Below are 22,526 nucleotides of genomic sequence, written 5' to 3' on the forward strand. Positions count from 1 at the left end.
CTATGCGCAACTGGATGGCGAAGGGAAGCATCGAACGCTCGAATCAGCAGCGTTACGAGTCGCACAGTGACACAAACTTGCAGCGCCGCGACGCGCAGCGCCCTCGCTCTTCACGGCTGACGCGCGGCGTCGCGTGCTGGCTCGCGTTGCAGACCGCATTGGCCGCGCCGCTCGCATCGGTGGCCGAAGCGGCCGCTGCGGCGTCGGGCACCGCCGGAAAGGCAGACACGGCCAACTCAGCCAACGCAGCCGACACCGCCGCGCCGCGCGCGCAAGCCTTGCTTCGAGCGCAGGCAACGCCGCCCGCAGCGGCGGCTGGGAACACGGCAACACATGCAACCGGCACTGGCAACGGCCCCGCGCCGAGCCCCGCCGTACCCTACGACCCGGCGATGATCGCGCAAGCGCCATTGGCGACGCCCACGCCGGCGCTCGCCGCGTCGGCGGTAAAAGCGCTGGGCGTCAAGACGCCGACCACCGCCGAACCGGGCACGCTGGTGCCGGGCGGCCGTCGCCAGACGCTCACGTTCGCCGACCTGGGCGCGCTCGATCCGCTGCAGTTGCGCGGCACCGACGGCCAGAACGGCGTCGCGTTCTCGGTGCGCGGCGACGAGGTGGTAACGGGCGCGATCCTGCATCTGATCTACAGCTACTCGCCGGCCCTGCTGCCGAACATCTCGCAACTCAAGGTGCTGGTAAACGGCGAAGTCGCTGCAACGCTGCCCGTGCCGCGCGATCAGGCCGGCATGCTGGTCGCGCGCGACGTGTCGCTCGACCCGCGCTTCGTCAGCGAATTCAATCACCTGAACGTGCAGTTGATCGGGCATTACACGGCGAGTTGCGAGGACCCGGCGAACTCGTCGCTATGGGCTACCGTCAGCAATGCAAGCTCGCTCGATCTGACGTACGCGTCGCTCGCCAGCAAGCCGGATCTCGCGGCCCTGCCGCAACCGTTCTTCGACCGACGCGACGTGCGGCGCCTCGAACTGCCGTTCGTGTTTCCGCAGAAGCCGACAGCCGGCACGCTCGAGGCAGGCGGCATCGTGGCCTCGTGGTTCGGCGCGCTCGCCGGCTATCGCGGTGCGCTGTTCCCGGCGCAGCAGGACAACGTGCCGCTGTCGGGCAACGCCGTCGTGTTCGCCACCGACGACCAGCGCCCCGCCGGCGTCACGATTCCAGCTATCTCCGGCCCGACCATCGCCGTGGTCGACCGCGAAGCGCCGGCGCGCGGCAAGCTGCTGCTGGTGCTGGGACGCACCGACGCCGAACTGAAGATCGCCGCGCGGGCGCTCGGTATCGGACAGAACACGCTGACCGGACAAAGCGTGACGATTACGCGGCTCACCGAACTTGCGAAGCGCACGCCCTACGACGCGCCCAACTGGCTGCCCACGCATCGACCGGTTCGCTTTGGCGAGCTTGCCGACGCGCGCGACCTGACCGTGTCGGGCTACGACGCCGACGCGGTCCACGTGAATCTGCGCGTACCGCCCGACCTGTTCATGTGGCATACCAAGGGCGCGCCGATCGACCTGCGCTACCGCTACACGGTGCGTCCGCAGCGCGACCGCTCGTCGCTGAACGTCAGCGTGAACAGCGGCTTCGTGCAGGCGCTGCCCATTCCGGCCGAGTCCAGTTCGGTATTCGACCTGAGCCATTATTTCGCGCGCGTGCTGCCCGACAAGACGGCCGAGGCGCGCCGCACGCTGCATATTCCGCCGCTGCTGCTGACCCCGCGCGCGCAACTGCGCCTGCACTTTTACTATGACATTCCGAATACCGGCGAATGTCACGGGCGACTGCTTGAGAACGTGATCGGCGCGGTTGACCCGAATTCGACGATCGACTTGTCGTCGTTTCCCCACTACATGGCGTTGCCCGATCTCGCAGCGTTCGCGAACAGCGGCTTTCCGTTCACGCGCATGGCGGATCTGTCGGAAACGGCGGTGATCCTGCCGAACGACGCCGACTCGAGCGACTACAGCCTCTACCTGCTGACCATGGGACGCATGGGCGCGTCGACCGGCTATCCGGTCGCGGGCGTGACAGTGGGCACCGCCGACGACGTCGACAAATACGCCGACAAGGACCTGCTGATTTTCGGCGCGCCCGGCAAGCAACCGCTACTTCAACGCTGGGCCAAGTCGATGCCGTTTTCGAGCGACGGCGACTCGCGCACGTTCCAGCTGTCCGACATCGTCTTCAAACTCGAGGACTGGTGGCATGGCGAGCGCGGCGTCGAGCGCCTGCCCGCGCGCGCCGACCTCACGCTCGTCAGCTCGAACGGCGACGCGCTCCTGACCGGCTTCGAATCGCCGCTGAAAAAGACCCGCAGCGCGGTGGCTCTCGTAAGTGCGGCCGGGCAGTCGGACGCCGATCTGTCGGCCGCCCTGCTCGACGCCGACGTGCTGCCGGAGATTCAAGGCGCAATGGCCGTGATCCACGGCCGTACGGTCACGATCACGTCGAATGGCGACGCGTACTATGTCGGCCATTTATCGCCGCAGGAGTATCTGCGCTGGGCGCTGTCGTCGCATCCGTTGCTGCTGATGCTGGGCGGCGTGCTCGCGGCGCTGATCATCGCGGCGCTGTTCTACCGGATGCTGCGCTCGGTCGCGGCGCGCCGTTTGAAGGACTAACAGGACTGACATGCGGGTTCGAATCAACAGAAAACAGGGTGTGAAATTGGCCGTCTCGCTGGCGCTGGGCGTCGCGGCATCGGCGGCGTGCGCGAACGTGCTGAAGGTCGCGCAGAATGCAGCCGCGCCCGGCGCGTGCGGCGACTGGACTGGCTATCGCACTTTCGTCGAGCGCTTCGTGCAAGCCGACGGTCGCGTGATCGATTACTCCACGCCTACCCAGCAGACCACCTCCGAAGGCCAGTCGTATGGCCTCTTCTTCGCACTCGTTGCGAACGACCGCGCCACGTTCGACCGGCTGCTGAACTGGACGCGCACCAACCTCGCGGGCAATCAGTTCGATCCGCAAAATCTGCGCTTGCCGTCGTGGCAATGGGGCAGGAAAGCGGACGGCTCTTACGGCGTGCTCGATCCGAATTCCGCATCGGACTCCGACTTGTGGATCGCCTACGATCTGCTGCAGGCCGGGCGCCTGTGGCATGACGCGAGCTACACGCAGCTCGGCCAGGCGCTCGCGGCGCGCATCGCGCGTGACGAGATGACGAACCTGCCTGGCGTCGGTCCGATGCTGCTGCCCGGGCCCGAAGGTTTCAAAAGCGGCGGCGTGACGCGCCTCAATCCGAGCTACCTGCCGCTGCCCGTGCTGCGCGCGCTTGCCCATGAAGTGCCGAACGGTCCGTGGGCGAAGCTCGCCGACAGCGCCTACAAGTTCGTCAAGACAACAGCGCCGCAAGGCTTCGCGCCCGACTGGGCGGCGTGGCAAAACGGGCAGTTCGTGGTCGACCCGAAAAACGGCGACACCGGCAGCTACGACGCGATCCGCGTCTATCTGTGGGCGGGCATGGCGTCGCCTGCCGATCCGCTTGCGAAGCCGTGGCTCGCCGCGCTCGGCGGCATGCGCGCAAAGGTCCAGCAAAACGGCTTCCCGCCGGAGAAGGTGTCGTCGACCAACGGCTCGGCGAGCGGCGAAGGCCCGCTCAGCTACTGGGCCGCGCTCGCGCCGTACTTCAAGGCGCTCGGCGACGCGCACGGCCTTGGCCTCGCGCGCACGCATCTGGCCGCGCTCGACGCCAGCGTGCCTGGCCGCGAGCCCGTTTACTACGACAGGGTGCTGGGCCTGTTCGGCACGGGTTTCATCGACGGACGCTATCGCTTCGACGAAAGCGGACGCCTCGTGCCCAGCTGGAGAACCGCATGCGATTGAGCGCCCTCGCGTTGTCAATGCGCTTCGCGCTGAGCCTACCGCTTGCCTGCTGCCTCGCGGCGGCCGCACCCGACGCGTTGGCTCAGGCGCCGGCACCAGGGTCGAAAGATCCAATGGGCGTGCTGATCGATCAGGGCAAGTACTGGCAATCGCATCAGCGCGGCGACCTCGCGGAGCAGGCCTGGCTGAAGGTGTTGCGCATCGACCCGAAACAGCCCGACGCGTTGTTCGGCATGGGCATGGTGCTCGCCGACCGCAAGGACGGCGCGGGCGCGCAGCAGTATCTGTCGCGACTGAAGGCGGTTGCGCCGAACTACCCGAGCCTCGACGAACTCGGCCGGCGGCTCGGTGAATCGAGCCTGCGCGACCAGACCGTGAACGACGCGCGGCGGCTCGCGCAAAGCGGCCAGAGCGCGAGCGCGGTGCAGGAGTATCAGCGCGCGTTGAGCGGCAAGCCCGCCACGCCGGCGTTGCAGCTCGAGTACTACCAGGCGCTGTCGGCTACGCCGCAAGGTTGGGATCAGGCGCGTCGCGGACTCGAGCAACTCGCGCGTGATAACCCGGACGATCCGCGTTACGCACTCGCCTACGCTCAGCATCTGACCTATCGCGACGTCACCCGCCGCGACGGCATCGCGCGGCTGCAAAAACTCGCCGGCGACAGCACGGTGGGCGCGGCGGCAAAAAAGAGCTGGCGGCAGGCACTGCTTTGGCTCGACGCGCGGCCGTCGGACGCCGCGCTGTACCAGGCGTATCTGCAAAGCGCGAACGACGACGCTGCGGTCAAGGCGCGCTTCGATTCGATGGTGCAGCAGGACAAGGCGGCACGTGAGCGCGCGCAGGAAAACGCCTCCGTCGACGCACGCGGGCGCACCGTCGCCGAGGGCTTCGCCGCACTCGATCGCAACGACGCGGCCACGGCGCGCGCGAAATTTTCGTCGGTGCTGGCCACCAGTCCGAACGACACCGACGCGCTTGGCGGCATGGGCATCGCCGCGCTCAAGCAGGAGCACTTCGCCGAAGCGCGCAACTATCTGGAGCGCGCGTCGCGCAACGGCAACCCGGCTCGCTGGAAAACCGCGCTGGATAGCGCGACGTACTGGACCTACACGAGCGACGCAATCGGCGCGCGCAGCAACGGCGAATTCGCAAAGGCGAAGTCGCTGTTCGAACGCGCCATCGCGATGAATCCTTCAGATGTCACCGCGCAAGTGCTGCTCGGTGAAATGCTGCTTGCGAACCGTGACGCGGCCGGTGCCGAACAGGCATACCGGATGGCGCTGCGCCGCCAGGCAGACAACCCCGACGCCATTCGCGGACTCGTCGGCGCATTGGCCGCCCAAGGTCGCGGCGACGAAGCGTTGCAATTCGCCAATCGACTGAACACGGAACAGCAGTCGAAGGCTGGCGGCATCAATCGTCTGCGTGGAGAAGCGCAGGCGGCTCAAGCGCGCGCGGCCGAAGCGCACGGCGACCTGGGCAGCGCACGCAGTCTCTTCGAAGACGCGCTGCTCAACACGCCCGACGACCCGTGGCTGCGTCTGGACCTCGCGCGTATTTACGTGCGCCAGGGCGCGGTCGCGAACGCGCGCAGCATGATGGACGGCCTGCTCGCCGCGCATCCTGACATGACCGATGCGCTGTATGCGAGCGCGCTGCTGTCGGCGGAAACGCAGGACTGGTCAGCCGGTCTCGCCCAACTCGAACGCATTCCCGTCGCGCAACGCACCGACGCGATGGCGGCGTTGCAGCATCGGCTGTGGGTGCATCAGCAAGCCGATCTCGCCACGCGCATGGCGCGCAGCGGTCAGACCCAACAGGCGCTCGCGACTTTGCATGCAGCCGAGCCGGTGGCGGGGAACAGTCCCGAACTGATCGGCGTAATCGCGGCGGCCTACCAGCAGGCCGGCGATCCGAACCGCGCGCTGAGCCTGGTGCGCAGCGCGATGAACGCGGCACCCGGCAACACCGATCTGCTGCTGCAATACGCGGGCATTCTGTCGACCACGCAGCAGCAAGCAGAGCTCGGCATGGTGATGCGCCGTCTGTCGTCGATGCAGTTGACGCCGCAGCAGCGCACCGACTTCGCCAATCTGAATCTCGGCATCGTCATCAAACAATGCGACGCCGTGCGCCAGCGTGGCGACCTCGCCAGCGCCTACGACGTGATCGCGCCGTGGCTCGCGGCGATGCCCGACAATCCCGATCTGCAGGCCGCCTTGGGCCGCCTGTATGCGTCAGCCGGCGACGACCGCAACGCGCTCGAAAGCTATCGCGTCGCATTGCGGCGCAAGCCCGACGACCTCAATCTGCTGCAGGCGGCGATTTCCGCCGCGTCTGGTGCGAAGCAGTTCAGCTACGCCGAATCGCTGGCGTCGCAGGCCTTGAATGCGGCGCCCAACGACCCGGGCGTGCTTGCCACCGTTGGCCGCATGTATCGCTCGGAAGGCAAGCTGTCGCTCGCGTCGACCTATCTGCAGCGCTCGCTGGTCGCGGCCAACACACCGCTGATGGCGAATGCGCCGCGCAATGCCGCGGCGAGCAACGTGCCGCGCGGCTGGGAAGCGGCGATGCGCCGTATCGGCGCGACGCCGTTGCCCGGCACCAATCCTTTCGAGGGAAAAACCGCGACGCTCGCGCCGACCGACGCCGATAACGCAGCGCCCGGCTTCAATGCTTCTTCGAACGCCGCGCGAGCTTCCCTTCCGTACTCGCAGTCTTCCTTGCCGACACAGACCGTGCCGAACTATCCGCCGCCCATGCAGCCCGCGCCATACGTCGCACCTTATGCGGCACCCGCGCAGCCCTACACGCCGAACAGCGCGCCCGCCGCGCTGCCGTATAACGCGCCTCGTCAGGGGGCCGACGCTGGCGGCTACGGCGAGGACAGCTACGGCTCGAGCCAGTCCGGCGCACCGTTGCAGCCCTACCCTGGGCAGAACGGCCAGGCCGCCCAGCCGCAGATGCCGATGCAGGCTCCGATGCAGCCGATGCAGCAGCAATACAACCCGGCTTACGCGCAGCAGGCGCCGTATCCGCAGCAGCAATACGGCACGCCCGATGGCTATGCGCCGACGCCCTGGCCCATGTCGCCCGCCGCGCGCGAGGCGCAGGCCAACGCCGGGGCGATGCAGCCGCAGCCGTATGGCTCGACGACCGCAGCCGCAGCGAACGGCAAACGCACCGCGAGCAAAAAGCAAAACGCGTCGAAGAACGGCCGCAACGCAGCCGTTTATGCACAGCAACAGCAACCGTATTACGGCCAACAAGCTTATCCGCAACAGCAGCAACCGCAAGGCTACGCGCAACAGCCTTATCAGTCGTATCCTCAGCAGCAGGGTTATGGCCAGCAGCCGTATCAGCCCTATCCGCCGCAGCAGCAGGCCTATGGCAATCAGGGCAATCAGGGCTATTACGGGCAGCAACAGCCTTACATTCCGCAGCCGCCGAGCGGCTATGCGCAAGCGTATTACCCGCAACAGCCGGGCATGAACGGCAGCGGCGGCAATGGCGCGAACTACGCGCAGCCAAACGTCGCCAATGCGCAGACCCTTGGCGTAGCCGAGGAACTGGCGCAGGTCAATCGCGAGCAGGCGAGCACGGTCTCGGGCGGCATTGTGTTTCGCAACCGCAGCGGCGAGGACGGCCTCTCCACGCTCACCGACATCGAAGCGCCGATCCAAGGCCGCATCAAGGCAGGCAACGGCCATGTCGTGGTGACGGCAACTCCCGTCACGCTGGATGCCGGCACCGCGGCAGGCAACGTGTCGACGCTCGCGCGTTTCGGCGCGGGGCTGTCGAACAGCACGTCGGCAGCGGCGGCCGTTGCGGGCACCAACAATTACGGCAGCCAGACGGCGAGCGGCGTGGGACTTTCGGTCGGCTACGAAAGCCGCAAGCTGAGCGGCGATATCGGCGTGACGCCGATCGGCTTTCGCGAGACGAACATAGTAGGCGGCGCGCAGTACAACGGTGGCATCACCGACAAGGTCTCCTATTCGCTCGCCGTCGCGCGGCGCGCGGTCACCGACAGTCTCTTGTCGTACGCCGGCACACGCGACGCTGCGTCCGGCCTCGAATGGGGCGGCGTCACATCGACCGGCGGCCTCGCGAGCCTTGCGTGGGACGACGGCACCAGCGGTCTGTACGTGAACGCGGCGTTCCAGTACTACGATGGACACAACGTCGTGACGAACACCGCCTGGAAGGGCGGCGGCGGCATCTACACGCGCCTCTTCAAGGACGCCGACCAGACGTTCACCATCGGTGTGAACACGACGCTGATGGGCTACGACAAGAACCTGTCGTACTTCACGTATGGCCAGGGCGGCTACTTCAGTCCGCAACAGTACGTGATCCTGAATCTGCCGATCGAATGGACTGGCCGCAATGGCGCCTTTACGTATGACCTGAAGGGATCAATCGGCGTGCAGCATTACCGGCAGGACGCATCGAACTACTTCCCGCTCGGCAACTCGGGCTCGTTGCAAGCGGCGGCTGCGGGTCAGGCGGCGCTGATCGGCAGCGGTGTCGATAGCGGCGCTCAATACCCGGGGCAAAGCAAAACCGGCGTGTCGTATTCGCTGAGCGCCGTGGGCGAATACCAGCTCGCGCCGCAACTGGCGTTCGGCGCAACGGCTTCGCTCGGCAATGCTTATCAATATCGCGAGTGGCTTGCCGCAGTCTACGTTCGCTACAGCTTTACGAGGCAGACGGGCCTGCAGCCGTTCCCGCCCACGCCGCTCAGTTCGCCGTATTTGTCGCTGTCCAACTAGCGCGCGCTTGATCGGGCTCGCGCGTCTGATTCCGCGGCGGCCCGATTTGCTGGACCGCCGTCACGGCGTTTTTCAGGCCGCGTCGGAGCCGGTTGCGTATTTGCGGCAATGCTCGAGGTATCCGGCGGCGTGACTGCTCACCAGTTGCACGATGCTTTTCCAGAGCCAGCCCGGTGCGTCGAGTGTCTTCGAACGGTTCTTGCGCAGCTCGGCGAGCCATGCCTTGCGTTCGGCGAGATGCATTTGCCGCGCGTGCGCCTTGCCCACTACCAGCGCAAGAAAACGCGCCGCCTTCGTCGCTTCGTCGCGAGTCAGTTGCTCGATCGTCAGCTTCATGTCCTGCGGCAGCAACTCGCGTATCACCACCGCGCGATCCGCAAGGCGCGCCGATCTCATCCGGTCGCCGAGCGAAGGCGACAGATGCCGCGCGCCCTCCACCACCCGCTCCGCGTTGTCGCGTGGCATTCTCACGCCCGCATAGCGAGGCGCCGCAGCGGGCGCTGCCTCCTTGATGTCGATCAGGCACAGATCGTCGCCGTCCACTGCGGCGCCGTCGATGTCGAGCAGCACCGCGTAGCGCAGCCGTCCGAGCGAACTGCAGCCCTTGACCCAGTAGGCGGCGTCGAGCACTTCGACGTCCGCCTCGTCGCCTGCGCCACGCAATGCAGTCGCAAGTGCGGCAACTGACGTTTTGCTGAAGAGCTCGTCGATCTCGCGCCGCTCGTTTTTGGCAAGCGGCCAGAAACGGGAACCGAGCGGAATAGTCGGCTCGCTATCTTCGATACGCTCTTCGGCAAGATGGCGCCATGAACGCCGCACCGCTTCCTTCATCACGACGCGCACCGCCTCCGGTTTCTCGGAGTGAATGTCCGCCTCACCCGCGCTTTCGTCGAAGGCGCGTTCATAGCCGTCGGCCAGCGCCTCCATCATCTGAACGATCGTCACGCCTGGCAGGTCGGAACCGCGCGCTGCCGTCGCGAGCGAAAGCCCGAGCCGGATGAGGTCGTGCGCGGGATTGCCGATCACCGTCTGATCGAGATCGCGAATCTGGATCTCGACGCGGCCATTCGCATCGGCGACGGGCCCGAGATTGCCCGTATGGCAATCGCCGCAGATCCATACAGCGGGACCCTCGGGTAGCGCGTGCCCTTCGATTCCGTCGAGCCACTCATAAAATCTGTTCGTGCTGCCTCGCACATACGCATGCGCGGAGCGCGCCATTCTCGCGTTGCGGCGCGCGGTCAGAAGCGGCTGGCGCGCTTCGGCGTCGGGGAGCTTCTTCGCCCGCTTGCTGAGCGGTTTGGACAGCTTGTTTGTTGCGACGGGCTTCTTCGGCATTTGTACGGTCCGCTCTTATCGATATTCGAAGCCGGCGCGGCACGTGTCCTCGCCAGCGCTTGTCGCGCGCATTGTCGCGTGCGCAAGCAACGACCTTCAGCAGGAATCGCGCCTATCGTGTGAAGCATTCTGTAAGGGCACATGAGGCTTCAACGGTTACTCATGCGAGATATAAGCCGCCACTGGAAATACGTTCTGAAGTTCTCTCCAACGTATGGGCATCGGCGCTTCTTTCCGCTTCCAGATGCGCTTGCGCACAGTGCGCAGGTAAAACTTGCGAGAGCATAGGGGCGACCGGAGGCTAAAGTGTGCCGGCGCCATACGAAGCCTTTACGCGCGCTATGTGAACCGGCAGACTGGAGGCCCACTCATCCATGTGACCCTCTGTGGAGCGCAGCATGCCATTTCCGGCACAAGATCACGGCTGTCCTGGTTGGGGCGGCGAGATGGCGCGGCGCATCAGCGAATTCGACTGGTCCGCAACCGACGTCGGCGCGATCCCGAACTGGCCTCGCAGCCTGACCGCAACCGTGCAGCTGCTGCTTGCCTCGCCTGTGCCGCTCGTGCTGCTGTGGGGCAAAGCCGGCCACATGATTTACAACGACGCCTACGCGGTTTTCGCGGGCGGACGGCATCCGTATCTGTTGGGCTGTCCCGTCGAGACAGGCTGGCCCGAGGTTGCCGACTTCAATCGTCACGTCATGAATACGTGCCTTGCCGGCGGCACGCTGTCGTATCGCGACAAGGAACTCGTGCTGCTGCGCGAAGGCAAGCCCGAAGACGTGTGGATGGATCTGTACTACAGCCCCGTTGCAGACGACAGCGGCGCGCCTGCGGGCGTACTCGCTATCGTTGTCGAGACGACGGGGCGTGTGTTGACCGAGCGCTGGCGGCAACGCGCCGAAGCCGAGCTGCACGAGACGAACGAACGCCTGCAACTCGCGCTGAATACGGGCGCCGTGCTCGGCACGTGCGTCGTCGATATGCGCACTCAAAAGATCACTGGCGACGAGCGCTTCGCCCGCACTTTTTCGTTGTCGGTGGACGAAGCCGCTCGGGGCGTCGATCACCGCGCGGCGACAAAAATGATCCATCCGGACGATCAATCGCTGCTCCAACATCTGACCTTCAAGGCGCTGTCCGGCGGAAAACCGTTTCGCGCCGAGTACCGGATTCGCTGCCCCAATGGCGATTACGTGTGGGTGCAAGCGAACGGCCAGTGCGAGTTCGACGATAACGGCGTGCCCACCCGGTTTCCCGCCGTGCTGATCGACATCCACGAACGTAAGATCGCCGAGCAGTCGCTGCGCCAGTTGACGGAGACGCTTGAACAGCGCGTTGCCGATGCGGTCGCCGCACGCGCCTTCGCAGAGGAACAGTTACGCCAGGCGCAAAAGATGGAAGCGATCGGCAGCCTGACGGGCGGCGTCGCGCACGACTTCAACAACGTGTTGCAAGTGATCAACGGCAATCTGCAAATGATGGCCGCCGACGCCGGGGATAATCCCGCAACGCTGCGCCGTTTGTCGGCGGCGACCGATGCCGTGAAGCGCGGCGCGAAACTGGCCGCGCATCTGCTGGCGTTCGCGCGCCGCCAGCCGCTTTCGCCGACGGTGCTCAATCCGCGCCGGCTGCTCGCGGGCATGAGCGAGATGCTGCACCGCGCGCTCGGCGAGACCATCACGATCAAAACGGTATTGAGCGACGATCTGTGGAACGTGCAGGCCGATCGGAACCAGCTAGAAAACGCGCTGCTCAATCTCGCGATCAACGGACGCGACGCGATGAAAGCCGACGGCACGCTCACTGTCCGTGCCGCGAACCGTGTGCTGGATGCCGCGTTTTGCAACGACCACGCGGAGCTGTCGCCGGGCGAATATGTCGTGTTCTCCATCACCGATACCGGCGCAGGCATGCGGCCAGAGGTGCTTGAACACGCGTTCGAACCATTCTTCACGACCAAGCCGAACGGTCATGGAACGGGCCTCGGCCTCAGTATGGTGTTCGGCTTTGTCCGGCAAAGCGGCGGCCATACGCTGATTGACAGCGAGGTGGGACAGGGTACGACCGTGTCGCTGTACTTCCCGCGCTGCTGCGAGCCTGAAACTCCCGAAACCGTCGATCAGACCGCCACGCCGGTAGGCGGCGGCGAAACGATCCTCGTTGTGGAAGACGATGCGGACGTGCGTCTGACCGCTGTCGAAATGCTCGCGCAACTCGGCTACAAGGTGCTGACTGCATCGAGTGGCGATGCGGCGCTCGAATTTATCCAGAGCGACATGCCGATCGACCTGTTGTTCACCGACGTGGTGATGCCGGGCAAGATCAAAAGCGTCGAACTGGCGCGCCGTGCAGCGGCGCGCTCGCCCGCGGTGCCGACCTTGTTCACGTCCGGTTATACGCGCGACGAGATCGTCCATCACGGCAAACTCGATGCCGGCATTACGTTGCTGTCGAAACCGTATCGACGCGACGATCTCGCGCGCAAGGTGCGAAGTGTGCTGCGTGCGTCGGCAGGGCCGGTTGCCGGTGCAACGCATGTCGGCAAGATGACCGACCGGGAGATCGCTGCGTGCGTGCCGCCCGTGGCCTACGATCCGTCGAGCGTCGAGACGCCGGGCGTTGAGATGCCGAGCGTCGATGCGCCGCGCGTCTGCACGCCGGACGGCGCCGCTCGCGACCATGAAGCTCGTCAAAACGTCGCGCCCGAAGCTGCGCCGGCGCGCTCGCCGGCTCACGTGCTACTCGTCGAGGACGACGCCGATTCGCGCGAGGCGCTGAGCAGCCTGCTCGGCGCGCTGGGTCTCGACTGCACGTCGGTGGGGAGCGCGGAAGAAGCGCTGCCGCTCGTGCCGGCGCAACGCTACGACATTCTGTGCACCGACATCACGCTACCTGGCATGTCGGGCGACAATCTCGCGCGCGCGGTCCTGCGCGCACAGCCGGACGTGCAAGTGCTGCTGGTGTCCGGTTACGGCGCGCATGCGCCGATCGGCGACAGCATTCCCGGCGCGCGGATGCTCGGCAAACCGCTCGACCTCGCCCAGTTGCGGCGCGAGCTTGCGCGGTGGCTCGATCCCATCGAAGCCGCCTGGTGACGCGGGGCGCCCCCAGGCGCGGCGTGCGCTTTTCGCACCGCAAGCCGGAATGCGGCATATATTGGTTTATATCGATGAAGCCGCACGCGGCGCGAAGCGCGCAGCGCATACGCGCCCTGGTATGATGCCGGGCGCGCGCCTGCTTTCCTGTCGCGTGGGCGCTTGACCTTCCGCCGCTTTTTGTCACGAGAGCCATCATGCCTTCCCAACACGACCCAGCCCCCGCTGCGAGCCCAAGCCCGACCAAGGCCAGGCGCAAAGAGCTGTCCATCACGGCGCGCAATCTTCTGATGGTAGCCGTCGGCGTGCTCGTCTTCGCGATAGTCTCGGGCGTGGTGCTGTATCAGCCGATCGCCTATGGCGATGCAATCCCCAACTTCGGCATCATTCTGATGCTGACGGTGCCAGTAATCGCGGGCGTCGCGTTCCGGGTGGGACTGGATGCGTGGCTCGATCGCGAGTAATAGAAGAGCGGGCAGCGGGTTGCTACCCCGCCCCACCCGGCACCACCACCCACACCTCCAGGCCGCCGCCCTCGCGCGCGTGAAACTCCAACCTGCCACCGTGCAGCCGCGCGATCCGCTCGACAATCGCGAGCCCAAGCCCTGTGCCGCCGCTATGCGCTCGCGCGTTCCTGCCGCGTTGGAAGGGCGCCTTCAACTGCTCGAGTTCTTCCGCCGATAACCCCTTGCCGCGGTCGCCCACTGCGACATACACCGTGTCGTCGGTCGCCCAGGTACGCACCGCCAGTCCGCTGCCCCCGTACACGATCGCGTTCTGCATCAGATTCATCAGGAGCCGCATCATGCTCACCGGGCGATAGGAAATCAGCGGCAAGCGTGCGAGCGACAGTTCGAACTCATGCCCGAGTCCCGCGAAGTCGCCTGCAAGCCGCTCGATCAACGCGTTCAGATCGCCGGGTTCGGCTGGCTCCCGCTCGCCGCTGCCTGCGTAGTCCATGAACTGCTGCAAGATGGTTTCGATCTGGTCGAGGTAGGACTCCGCCGCCACCACGAAACTGCTGTCGCTGCTCTCAGGCATCGCCATGGCCATCGAAAGGCGGAGCTTGGTGAGCGGCGTGCGGATGTCGTGCGAGATGCCGGCTAACATCAGCGCGCGGGTCGCTTCCGCTTGTTGCAACGCGTGCGTCATCTGATTGAAAGCGCTGCTGACGGCGGCAATTTCCAGCGGGCCGGTGGTCGGCAACGGCGGCGGCGTGTCGCCGTCGCTCAGGCGCTGCGCCGCGCGCGTCAACTCCTGCAGCGGCCGGTTCAGGTGAAGCTGGATCGCGTAGCCTGTCAACGCCGCCAGCGCGGCAAGGCCGAGCGACAGCAGAATGGCCGCGTCGAGCCCATTGCCCTGGGCGTCTTCGGGAATCGGCAGTGCGATCCAATACGGTGCAGCGGATGTGTTGGCCTCGGAAGCAGCGGCTCCCGCCGCCGCGCCGCCCGGTCCATCGGCGGGCGCATGCATGCGAATCCAGAGGCGTTGGCCTCCTTCTGTCTGCCAGCGCGCTTCCATGTCTGCCGGGAGATGTTCACGCAGACTCTCGAGAAACACCTTGCGCTGATAGTTGCGATATCCGCGCAAGACACTCGACGGCGGCTCCGCCAGCGCACTGCCGGGAAGCCGTGCCCGCGCGTCAAGACGCGCAGCCAGCGCATCGCGCGCGGCGCGCGGCGTGCTTTGCAGCAGGTTGTCGAGCGTCGTCACATAGGTGGCGAACACAGCGGCCGCGCGCTCCACGCGAGGCCGCTGCACATAATGCAGCAGCACGCCGAGCGAGCACACCTGGCTCAATACGACGAGCGCGATCAGCAATGCAATATTGCGCGCGAGCAGTGTCCGCGGCAGCACCCGTTGCAATAGTGGACGGCTCATGAATCGACGTCCGCGATCAGCATGTAGCCGACGCCCCACACTGTCTTGATGAAGCGCGGCTTGGACGGATCGTTCTCGACGATCTGCCGCAGGCGCAGCACCTGCACGTCGATGCTGCGGTCGAGCGCATCGTGATCGCGCCCTCGCGCGCGCGCGAGCAGATTGTCGCGGCTTACCGGCCGGTTCGGCGACGACGCGAGCGCAACCAGCAGCAGCATCTGCGCCGAGTGGATTTCGAGCAGCGCGTCGCCGCGCATGAGTTGCTGCTTGCTGACGTCGAGCACAAATTCGCCGAAGCGCACGCGTTGCGACGTGACCGTCACTTCGCCCGAAGCCATTTTCTGACGACGCAGCAGCGCATTGATTCGCGCCACCAGTTCGCGCGGAAGAAAAGGCTTCGCAAGATAATCGTCGGCGCCGGTTTCGAGACCCAGCACCCTGTCGAGCGGATCGCCCTTCGCGGTCAGCATCAGAATCGGCAACGTCTGCCCTTGCTCGCGCAAACGCGCACAGATCGCGAGCCCGTCCTCTTCGCCGATCATCAGATCCAGCACCAGCAGATCGAACGGCTCGCGCTCGAGATAGCGGTCGAGCCGCTTACCGTCTTCCGCGACTCTGACGTCGAAGCCCTGCCCGCGCAAGAAACGCTGCAGCATGTTGCGCAGTTCGACTTCGTCGTCGAGCACGATGATTTTAGCGGGGCGATCCATGCGAAAGCTCCTCGTTTCAGGCATCGTTTCGTGTTTTGCGCGCGGCCTGGCGTTCGGCGATGCGCTGCAATAACACGTAGAACGACGGAATGAACAGCACGGCAATGCACGTTGAAGCCAGCATACCGGAGAACACCGCGATACCGAGCGAGCGGCGCGCGCTCGCACTGGCGCCGGTAGCTACCACGAGCGGCACGACGCCGAGAATGAACGCAAACGACGTCATCATGATGGGCCGAAAACGCAGGCGCGCCGCTTCGACGGCGGCTTCTGCAATGCCCACGCCTTGCATACGCAAATGCCGGGCGAACTCGACGATCAGGATCGCGTTCTTCGCCGACAAGGCGATCAACAGTACAAGACCAATCTGCGTGTACAGGTTATTCGCGGCGCCGAGTATTGCGAGCGTGCCGGCCGTGCCCAGCAGCGCGAGCGGCACCGCGAGCACGACCGCGATCGGCAACAGCCAGCTTTCATATTGCGCGGCGAGCACGCAAAACACGAGCAGCACACCGACTGCGAAGACCCAGTAAGCAGAGTTGCCAACCAGCTTTTCCTGGTACGACATCGCGGTCCATTCATAGCCGATGCCGGCCGGCAGGATGCGCGCGGCTTCCTGCTCGAAGGCCCGGATCGCGTCCCCGGTGCTGTAGCCGCTAGCCGGGTTGCCGTTGATGGCCGCCGCCGGTGCAAGGTTATAAAGCGTCGCGACCGCCGGACCGACGCTCGTGTGCGCGTCGATGAAAGTGCCCAACTCGACCATATGTCCGCTATTGCTGCGAATCTGCAAGCGGCGAATGTCGTCGGCCTCGCGGCGAAACGCGCCGTCCGCCTGCACGAATACGGGGAACGTGTGATTGAATGCAGTGAACTGATTGACGTAGGCCGAGCCCACGTAATCTTGCAGCAGATCGAACACATTGCCGACCGGCACTTGCAGCGATTCCGCCTTCGTGCGGTCGAGCGTCAGTTCGACGCTCGGCACCGAGGCGCGAAACGGACTGAACACGCGTTGCAGTTCCGGACGTTTCGACACGCTCGCGATCAGCGCATCCGTCGCGCTTTGCAGCCGCCGATAGTTCTGCGAGCCGTCGGTGAGCATTACCTGCATCTGCACGCCGCCGCTGTTGCCGAGCCCCTGGATCGGCGGCGGCACGATGACGACCGAGCGCACGTCGGGCAGCTTTGCCAGTTCCCTGTTCATGCGCAGATACAGCGAGCGGAGGTCTTCGCCCTTGCCGCGCTTGCTCCAGTCGTCGAGCGTGACATAGATCAGCGCGGAATTCGGCAACGACGCGTTGTTATCGAGCGGCGAAATACCGCCGATCGACACCACGTGATTCACGCCGGGAATCGCGCCGATCCGCTTCTCGATCTGTGTGCTGGCCTCGCGCGTTCGTCCGAGCGATGCCGCGTCGGCGAGTTGCGCGGCAATGAGCATGTATCCCTGATCTTCGAGCGGAATGAAACTGGTCGGCACGCGCGTCAGCAGGAACGCCGATGCCGCGCCCAGCGCAAGCGCGATAACGAGCGCAAGCTTGCAGCGCGCGACGAACCACGAAACCACCTTGACGTAGCCGTTCTCCACGCGCGCATAGGCCCTGTCGAACACGCGGTACACCACGTTCGGCTTGCCCGGCCGCTGGTGCCGCAGCCAGCGCACGCTCTGCACCGGCTTGAGTGTCACCGCATTGATCGCGCTGATGATCGTGGTCGCAACCACCACGAGCGCAAACTGCCGGTACATCTGGCCCGTGACGCCGCCAAGAAACGCCGAAGGCAGGAACACCGACACCAGCACGAGCGTAATGCCGATGATCGGGCCGAGCAGTTCATGCATGGCGTCGATGGCGGCCTGCTTTGGCGTCTTGCCCTGTTCGATATGCTGCGTAATGCCTTCGACGACGACGATTGCATCGTCCACCACAATGCCTATCGCAAGAACGATCGCGAACAGCGTCAGCAGGTTGATGGAAAAGCCCATCATGTAGATGGCGCCAAACGTGCCGACAATCGTGACGGGGATCGTCGTGGCAGGCACGAGCATCGCACGCCAGTTCTGCAGAAACAGCAGGATCACCGCGAGCACGAGCAACGCCGCCTCGAAGAGAGTCTTGTAAACGTCGATCACGGATTGCCGCACGAAGGTCGTCGTATCGAAGGGCAATTGATAGGTGACGCCCTGCGGCATGTCTTTCGCGAGACGCGCCATGGTCTCCTTTACCGCATTGCCGACCTCGAGCGCATTTGCTTCGGGTAACTGATAGATCGCGATTCCGGCAGCGGACTTGCCGTCGAGATTGAAGAACTGTCCGTAGCTCGACGAGCCGAGCTCCGTGCGTCCGACATCGCGAATGCGCACGAAATGGCCGCCGTCGCTCGAATCCGCCTTCACGATGATGTCGTCGAATTCATGCGGATCGGAAAGCACGCCACGCATCGTCACGGTAAGCTGGAACGCCCGGCCTCCCGCGTTGGGCTCGGAGCCGAGCTGACCCGCGCTTACGTCCTTGCTCTGGCTCTGTATGGCCTGCATTACGTCGGCCGCGCTCAGATTGCGCTCGCTCAACTTTTGCGGATCGAGCCAGACCCGCATGCTGTACTGCCCGGTGCCGAACACAGTGACGTCGCCGACGCCCGGCAAACGCGCAAGCGTATCGCGCAGATAAATGACCGCGTAGTTGCTGAGAAAAAGCGAATCGTATTTCGGGTTCGGCGATTGCAGCGTGTACAACTGCAAAATGGCGGTGGAGCGCTTCCTCACGGTCACGCCCTGCTGCTGAACTGCTTGCGGCAGTTGCGCGGTGGCCGCCGACACGCGGTTCTGCACGAGCACCTGTGCCTTGTCGACATCGGTGCCCACGGCGAACGTGACGGTGAGCGTGTAAGTGCCGTCGTTCGTACTCGTCGACTGCATGTACAGCGCGTTCTCCACGCCGTTGACCTGTGCTTCGATGGGCAACGCAACGCGGTCGATCACCGTCGTCGCGCTTGCGCCCGGAAAGTGCGCGACCACCTGCACGGTAGGCGGCGTGATCGGCGGATATTGCGCGATGGGCAGATTGATGAGCGCGACCGCGCCGAGCAGCATCGCGATCAACGCAATCACATTGGCGAATACGGGGCGCTCGACGAAAAAGCGGATCATGAACGGCCCTGCGCTACGGCATCGACTGTTTGCACCTTGACGCCCGGCGCAACGGCGAGCCCCCCGCCCGTCACGACCCTGTCTGCCGGACCGAGGCCGCTCTTGATCGCGCGCAGCGAACCGTACAGGCTGCCGGTCGTTACGCCGCGCTTCTCGATCACTCCGCCAGCATTCACGACCAGCACCGATGCGCCGGCCTGCTCGCGCAGCAACGCGGTTTCCGGCACGAGCAGCACCTTCTGCGGCTCACTTACCGGAATATGCACCTCGACCGACATGCCCGGGATCAGATGCGTGTCGCGATTGGCGATATCAGCGCGCAACTTGATCGCGCCGCTCGCCGGATCGACCCGCGTATCGACGAATTCCAGCGCGGCGTCCTCACCTTGCTCCGGCTTGGCGCCGATCAGATTGACTCGCACGGTGCGCGGCGCTCGCGTAAAGAGGCCAATGCGATTCGCGTCGCGCTCGTTCAACGTGAAGTTCACATATACCGGCTGGATGCGATCAAGCGTGGCGAGTTTCGTCGAATCCGATCCGCCCACCACATTGCCGACGTCGAACGCGCGCGCGCCGATGCGGCCCGCGAACGGCGCGCGTATTTCCGTGTAGCCGAGGTTGATGCGCGACATGTCCCGCTTCGCAAGCGCCTGGTCGCGGGTGGTCTGCGCCTTTTGCAGCGACGACTCCGAAGTCGCGTTGTCCGACGTGAGCTCCTTCTGGCGCTTCAGTTCCTGATCGGCGTTATCGAGCGAGGCCTGGTCGTAGACGAGTTGCGCGCGATACGTGTCCGGCTCGATGCGAAACAGCAGTTGTCCTTGCTTTACATTGGCGCCGTCTGCGAAGCCGATTTCCTTCAGTACGCCCTGGACGCGCGCGACTAGCGTGACGGTTGCCGACGGTGCGACGCTGCCGGTCAGATCGAGTTGCTCGCGCACTTCGCGCGACTCGGGGTGCATGACGCTGACTTGCGGCAACTGCGCGGCCTGTGCGGCTGGGGCATTGCCGTCGTGGCAACCGCTCAATGCCGCGCTCAATGTCACGCTCAATGTCACGCTCAACGCCACGCTCAATGTCGTCAGCAGGGCAACGCGAGGCAAGGCGCTCAACGGGCGGTACAACGCGGCGTGAAACGCTGGACGTCGCGACGCTGCCGGCACACAGGCATTCGCTGCGCCCTCGCCCACTGCTCTTCGATTGGCCATGTCGTTATTCCCCGCTTCGTTATTTACTGCCCGGCGGCGAGTTCGCGCTCGCACGCGCCAGCGCGGAATCTGCAGGCGGGTTCAACAGACGCCCCCAATCCGTGCGCCGCGCCATCTCTTCGGCGATCCGTTCGCTGACCACCTGCTGACCTTGTGCGACTTCCCATCCTCCGCCAAGCGCGCGATATAGCGACACCGCCGCAAGCGCCGCAATCCCCTGGTTCTGCGCGAGCGAATCGCCGTCGCGCAACGCCGAACGTGAAGCGTCCAGCACCGAGTCGTAAGTCACGGAGCCGGAGCGATATTGAATGTTGGCAAGCCGCAATGCGCGCTGCGATGCGTCAGAAGCGCGCGACGACGCCGCCAGCGCATCGAGCGATGTGCGAAGCGCGGCAATCGCGTCTTCCACTTCTTTTTGCGCCTGCAGCACGGTGTTCTGATAGTCGAGCACCGCTTCCTGGAACGCCGCATCCTGGATTCGCACCGCGTTCTGAAGTTGCGCCCGGTCGAGAATGGGCAGCGAAATGCCCGCCGAGAAAAGACCGATCGTCTTGCCGCCCCATTGCGTTAGTCCAATGCCATGCTGTTCGCCGGATGACAAGCCGAACAGTCCCGTCAGCGATAGCGACGGGTACAGCTTCGCCTTCGCCGCGCCGATCAGCGCCGACTGCGCCGCCGCGTTGAGCGCGGCCTGGCGCACGTCGGGACGGCGCCGCAATAAATCGGCGGGAATGCCTACGTCGATCTGCGTCGGCGGCACGGGGATCGCAGTGCTGCCTTTCAGTTGCGCGTCGACGGCATCGGGCGGATCGGCGAGCAGCACCGCAAGCGTGTCGCGATCCTGCACACGCGCCTTGATGAGCGGCGGAATCTGCGCCTCGGTTTCGGCTACCAGCGTGGCGGCCTGCTCGACGTCGAGCTGACTCGACGCGCCGCGTTTATAGCGCGCCTGCGTGAGCGTCAGGCTATCCTGGACGGACTTGAGGTTCTGCCGCGCTACGGCGATGCGTTGCTCCAACGCGCGCAGATCGATATATGCGTTGGCGACGTCGGCGAACATCGACACCAGCGCGTTGTCGTACGCCGCCTCGGACACGCGCAATTGCGCGCGATCCGATTCGATCTGCCGGCGGTATTTCCCCCAGAAATCGATCTCCCAACCGGCGTTCACGTGCAGATGCTCGGCCCATAAATGAGCCGGCGGTATCGGCCCGACTCCGCTCGTGTTGATATGGCTCGCGCCAACCGACGCGCTGCCCGATTGGGGCAGGAGATTTTCCCCGCTGATCGCAAGCTGCGCCCGCGCCTTGAAGATATGCAGCCCCGCGACCTGCAGCGACAGGTTGCGCTCATAAGCGCGTTGTTCGAGCGCGCTCAGCACCGGGTCGTTGAACGCTTTCCACCACGCGGCCTCGCCGGCGGGCGTGCTCTGCGCGGCAGGCGGCAAGCTCTCCAGCCACTGGTTTTCCAGCGTGACGTCGGGCTCCCTGAAGTCCGGGCCAACGCTGATGCAACCGCTCAACGCCACGCCCATCGACACGACGATCGATGCGCTTACAAGACGCAAACGGCTTGACGTGGCTAGTTTCATCGCGTGAATCGGGCGTCAATGGTTGAGGGAGGGGTTCATGACGGTTGCGACGAGCGCGCGGCGCCGGCATCGTGTGGTTTCGCTGCAAGGCGCGCCGCTCAGTGCACCGCTCATTGCACCGCGCAGTGCCCCACTTAATGCGCTGCACCGCGTTCGCGCATATACGCCTCGATCTCCGGCAACGTGACGTAGCCAAGCTTCTGCGTGTCGATCTCGTCGAAGTGGCTAGCGACCATCGGCATGCCGGCCGCGGCCTGCTCTTTCGTCAGCTTGCCGTCGTGCGTGGTATTGGCGTTCGCAAAACGCGTTTGCAACTGCGCAACCATCCGCTCCATGCGCTGCGGATTACCGCCTTGCGGCGCGGCCTGAGCGAACGTGACGGTAGACGCGCAGCACAGCAGGACGGCGGCGAGCAATTTTTTCATGACTGACTCCTTCGATAAGCCACCGAGCGTCGCCTGCTTATGCCGCGATCCGTCCAATGACAGGCCGAATTCTTGTGGAACCCACGCCCCAAAGCAATTGCAGAGTTATGTCGATTAATGTCATGAAGCGCCGGGCGCCTTGGGAAGCGCCGGGGCGCATGGCGGAGTGCCGCCCTGTTGCCGCCGTTTATCGCTGCTCATTGCCGTTATGGCCGTCTGTAGTGACGTATCGAAGGCCACAGCTGTCCATTGCCTCGCGCGGCGACAGGCGCGGCGTGACATCGAATGAAATGAACGAGTGCTACCGTCAGGCGACGATTTGCGTAATTCTGATCTCGCGCCGCTCCGTGATGGAACAGGCCGATAGCGGCAGTGGCGCGTGCTTGAGCATACGACATGCGGACTGCAAGAACGCCTGGTGAATTCCCGTTGTCCTGATGAATTGGGGAACACTACTTGCTCACCCACACAGGTAGTGCCGGAGCAGATTTACCGTTCACCTCTTTTTCCCG

Annotated in this window: 12 protein-coding genes; 5 read left to right on the top strand and 7 right to left on the bottom strand. The window is 64.9% G+C overall.

The features are described 5' to 3' along the window. Nucleotides 1–2: 2 nt before the first annotated feature. The 3 genes from bcsB to H281_RS0107200 are packed head-to-tail and all read left to right on the top strand — an operon-like array spanning nucleotide 3 to nucleotide 8,618. Nucleotides 3–2,639, top strand: a complete 2,637-nt coding sequence (gene bcsB / locus H281_RS0107190; RefSeq protein ID WP_027804369.1) for a cellulose biosynthesis cyclic di-GMP-binding regulatory protein BcsB — start codon at nucleotides 3–5, stop codon at nucleotides 2,637–2,639. 10 nt (nucleotides 2,640–2,649) lie between these two features. Continuing rightward, on the top strand, nucleotides 2,650–3,843 hold the full coding sequence (gene bcsZ / locus H281_RS0107195; RefSeq protein ID WP_027804370.1) for a cellulose synthase complex periplasmic endoglucanase BcsZ: 1,194 nt from the start codon (nucleotides 2,650–2,652) through the stop codon (nucleotides 3,841–3,843). After that, nucleotides 3,834–8,618 (top strand): cellulose biosynthesis protein BcsC, encoded by a 4,785-nt coding sequence (locus H281_RS0107200; protein WP_020066412.1) that lies wholly within the window; start codon nucleotides 3,834–3,836, stop codon nucleotides 8,616–8,618. Before bcsZ ends, H281_RS0107200 begins: the two co-directional genes overlap by 10 nt. Nucleotides 8,619–8,690: 72 nt before the next feature. Here the strand turns inward: H281_RS0107200 and H281_RS0107205 are convergent, their stop codons facing one another. Beyond that, entirely contained in the window at nucleotides 8,691–9,956 is a 1,266-nt protein-coding gene (locus tag H281_RS0107205) for a DUF2252 domain-containing protein (RefSeq protein WP_020066413.1), read from the bottom strand. Nucleotides 9,957–10,354: 398 nt separating this feature from the next. Here H281_RS0107205 and H281_RS0107210 point away from each other — a divergent pair, with 398 nt between their 5' ends. Both H281_RS0107210 and H281_RS0107220 read left to right on the top strand, forming a co-directional pair. Next, on the top strand, nucleotides 10,355–13,054 hold the full coding sequence (locus H281_RS0107210) for a hybrid sensor histidine kinase/response regulator (protein WP_020066414.1): 2,700 nt from the start codon (nucleotides 10,355–10,357) through the stop codon (nucleotides 13,052–13,054). A 197-nt stretch (nucleotides 13,055–13,251) separates the two neighbouring features. After that, nucleotides 13,252–13,518, top strand: coding sequence for a hypothetical protein (locus tag H281_RS0107220; protein WP_027804371.1), 267 nt, complete (start codon nucleotides 13,252–13,254; stop codon nucleotides 13,516–13,518). Between the two features lie 22 nt (nucleotides 13,519–13,540). On the opposite strand, the gene H281_RS0107225 is transcribed toward H281_RS0107220, so the two are convergent. The 6 genes from H281_RS0107225 to H281_RS0107255 form a co-directional block, all read right to left on the bottom strand. Next, nucleotides 13,541–14,935, bottom strand: a complete 1,395-nt coding sequence (locus H281_RS0107225; protein WP_027804372.1) for an ATP-binding protein — start codon at nucleotides 14,933–14,935, stop codon at nucleotides 13,541–13,543. Beyond that, nucleotides 14,932–15,645 carry a response regulator gene (locus H281_RS0107230; protein ID WP_020066418.1) on the bottom strand — a complete coding sequence of 238 codons (714 nt, stop codon included), beginning with the start codon at nucleotides 15,643–15,645 and terminating at the stop codon, nucleotides 14,932–14,934. Before H281_RS0107230 ends, H281_RS0107225 begins: the two co-directional genes overlap by 4 nt. 16 nt (nucleotides 15,646–15,661) lie before the next feature. Next, a complete protein-coding gene (locus H281_RS0107235; RefSeq protein ID WP_020066419.1) occupies nucleotides 15,662–18,793 on the bottom strand; it encodes an efflux RND transporter permease subunit in 3,132 nt (1,043 codons plus the stop codon). After that, nucleotides 18,790–19,998, bottom strand: coding sequence for an efflux RND transporter periplasmic adaptor subunit (locus tag H281_RS0107240; RefSeq protein ID WP_084690045.1), 1,209 nt, complete (start codon nucleotides 19,996–19,998; stop codon nucleotides 18,790–18,792). Before H281_RS0107240 ends, H281_RS0107235 begins: the two co-directional genes overlap by 4 nt. Nucleotides 19,999–20,017: 19 nt before the next feature. Continuing rightward, nucleotides 20,018–21,589: an efflux transporter outer membrane subunit gene (locus tag H281_RS0107250; protein ID WP_020066422.1), complete on the bottom strand. Its 1,572-nt coding sequence runs from the start codon at nucleotides 21,587–21,589 to the stop codon at nucleotides 20,018–20,020. Nucleotides 21,590–21,723: 134 nt separating this feature from the next. Beyond that, on the bottom strand, nucleotides 21,724–22,014 hold the full coding sequence (locus H281_RS0107255) for an EF-hand domain-containing protein (RefSeq protein ID WP_020066423.1): 291 nt from the start codon (nucleotides 22,012–22,014) through the stop codon (nucleotides 21,724–21,726). Nucleotides 22,015–22,526 lie beyond the last annotated feature (512 nt).

The sequence above is a fragment of the Paraburkholderia caledonica genome, from assembly GCF_000383275.1.
GTDB classification, from domain to species: domain Bacteria; phylum Pseudomonadota; class Gammaproteobacteria; order Burkholderiales; family Burkholderiaceae; genus Paraburkholderia; species Paraburkholderia caledonica.

What these genes read in the sequence shown, in the direction of transcription:
- bcsB (WP_027804369.1), top strand. Translation starts at nt 3, where the DNA reads ATGCGCAACTGGATGGCGAAGGGAAGCATCGAACGCTCGAATCAGCAG.
- bcsZ (WP_027804370.1), top strand. Translation starts at nt 2,650, where the DNA reads ATGCGGGTTCGAATCAACAGAAAACAGGGTGTGAAATTGGCCGTCTCG.
- H281_RS0107200 (WP_020066412.1), top strand. Translation starts at nt 3,834, where the DNA reads ATGCGATTGAGCGCCCTCGCGTTGTCAATGCGCTTCGCGCTGAGCCTA.
- H281_RS0107205 (WP_020066413.1), bottom strand. Translation starts at nt 9,956, where the DNA reads ATGCCGAAGAAGCCCGTCGCAACAAACAAGCTGTCCAAACCGCTCAGC.
- H281_RS0107210 (WP_020066414.1), top strand. Translation starts at nt 10,355, where the DNA reads ATGCCATTTCCGGCACAAGATCACGGCTGTCCTGGTTGGGGCGGCGAG.
- H281_RS0107220 (WP_027804371.1), top strand. Translation starts at nt 13,252, where the DNA reads ATGCCTTCCCAACACGACCCAGCCCCCGCTGCGAGCCCAAGCCCGACC.
- H281_RS0107225 (WP_027804372.1), bottom strand. Translation starts at nt 14,935, where the DNA reads ATGAGCCGTCCACTATTGCAACGGGTGCTGCCGCGGACACTGCTCGCG.
- H281_RS0107230 (WP_020066418.1), bottom strand. Translation starts at nt 15,645, where the DNA reads ATGGATCGCCCCGCTAAAATCATCGTGCTCGACGACGAAGTCGAACTG.
- H281_RS0107235 (WP_020066419.1), bottom strand. Translation starts at nt 18,793, where the DNA reads ATGATCCGCTTTTTCGTCGAGCGCCCCGTATTCGCCAATGTGATTGCG.
- H281_RS0107240 (WP_084690045.1), bottom strand. Translation starts at nt 19,998, where the DNA reads ATGGCCAATCGAAGAGCAGTGGGCGAGGGCGCAGCGAATGCCTGTGTG.
- H281_RS0107250 (WP_020066422.1), bottom strand. Translation starts at nt 21,589, where the DNA reads ATGAAACTAGCCACGTCAAGCCGTTTGCGTCTTGTAAGCGCATCGATC.
- H281_RS0107255 (WP_020066423.1), bottom strand. Translation starts at nt 22,014, where the DNA reads ATGAAAAAATTGCTCGCCGCCGTCCTGCTGTGCTGCGCGTCTACCGTC.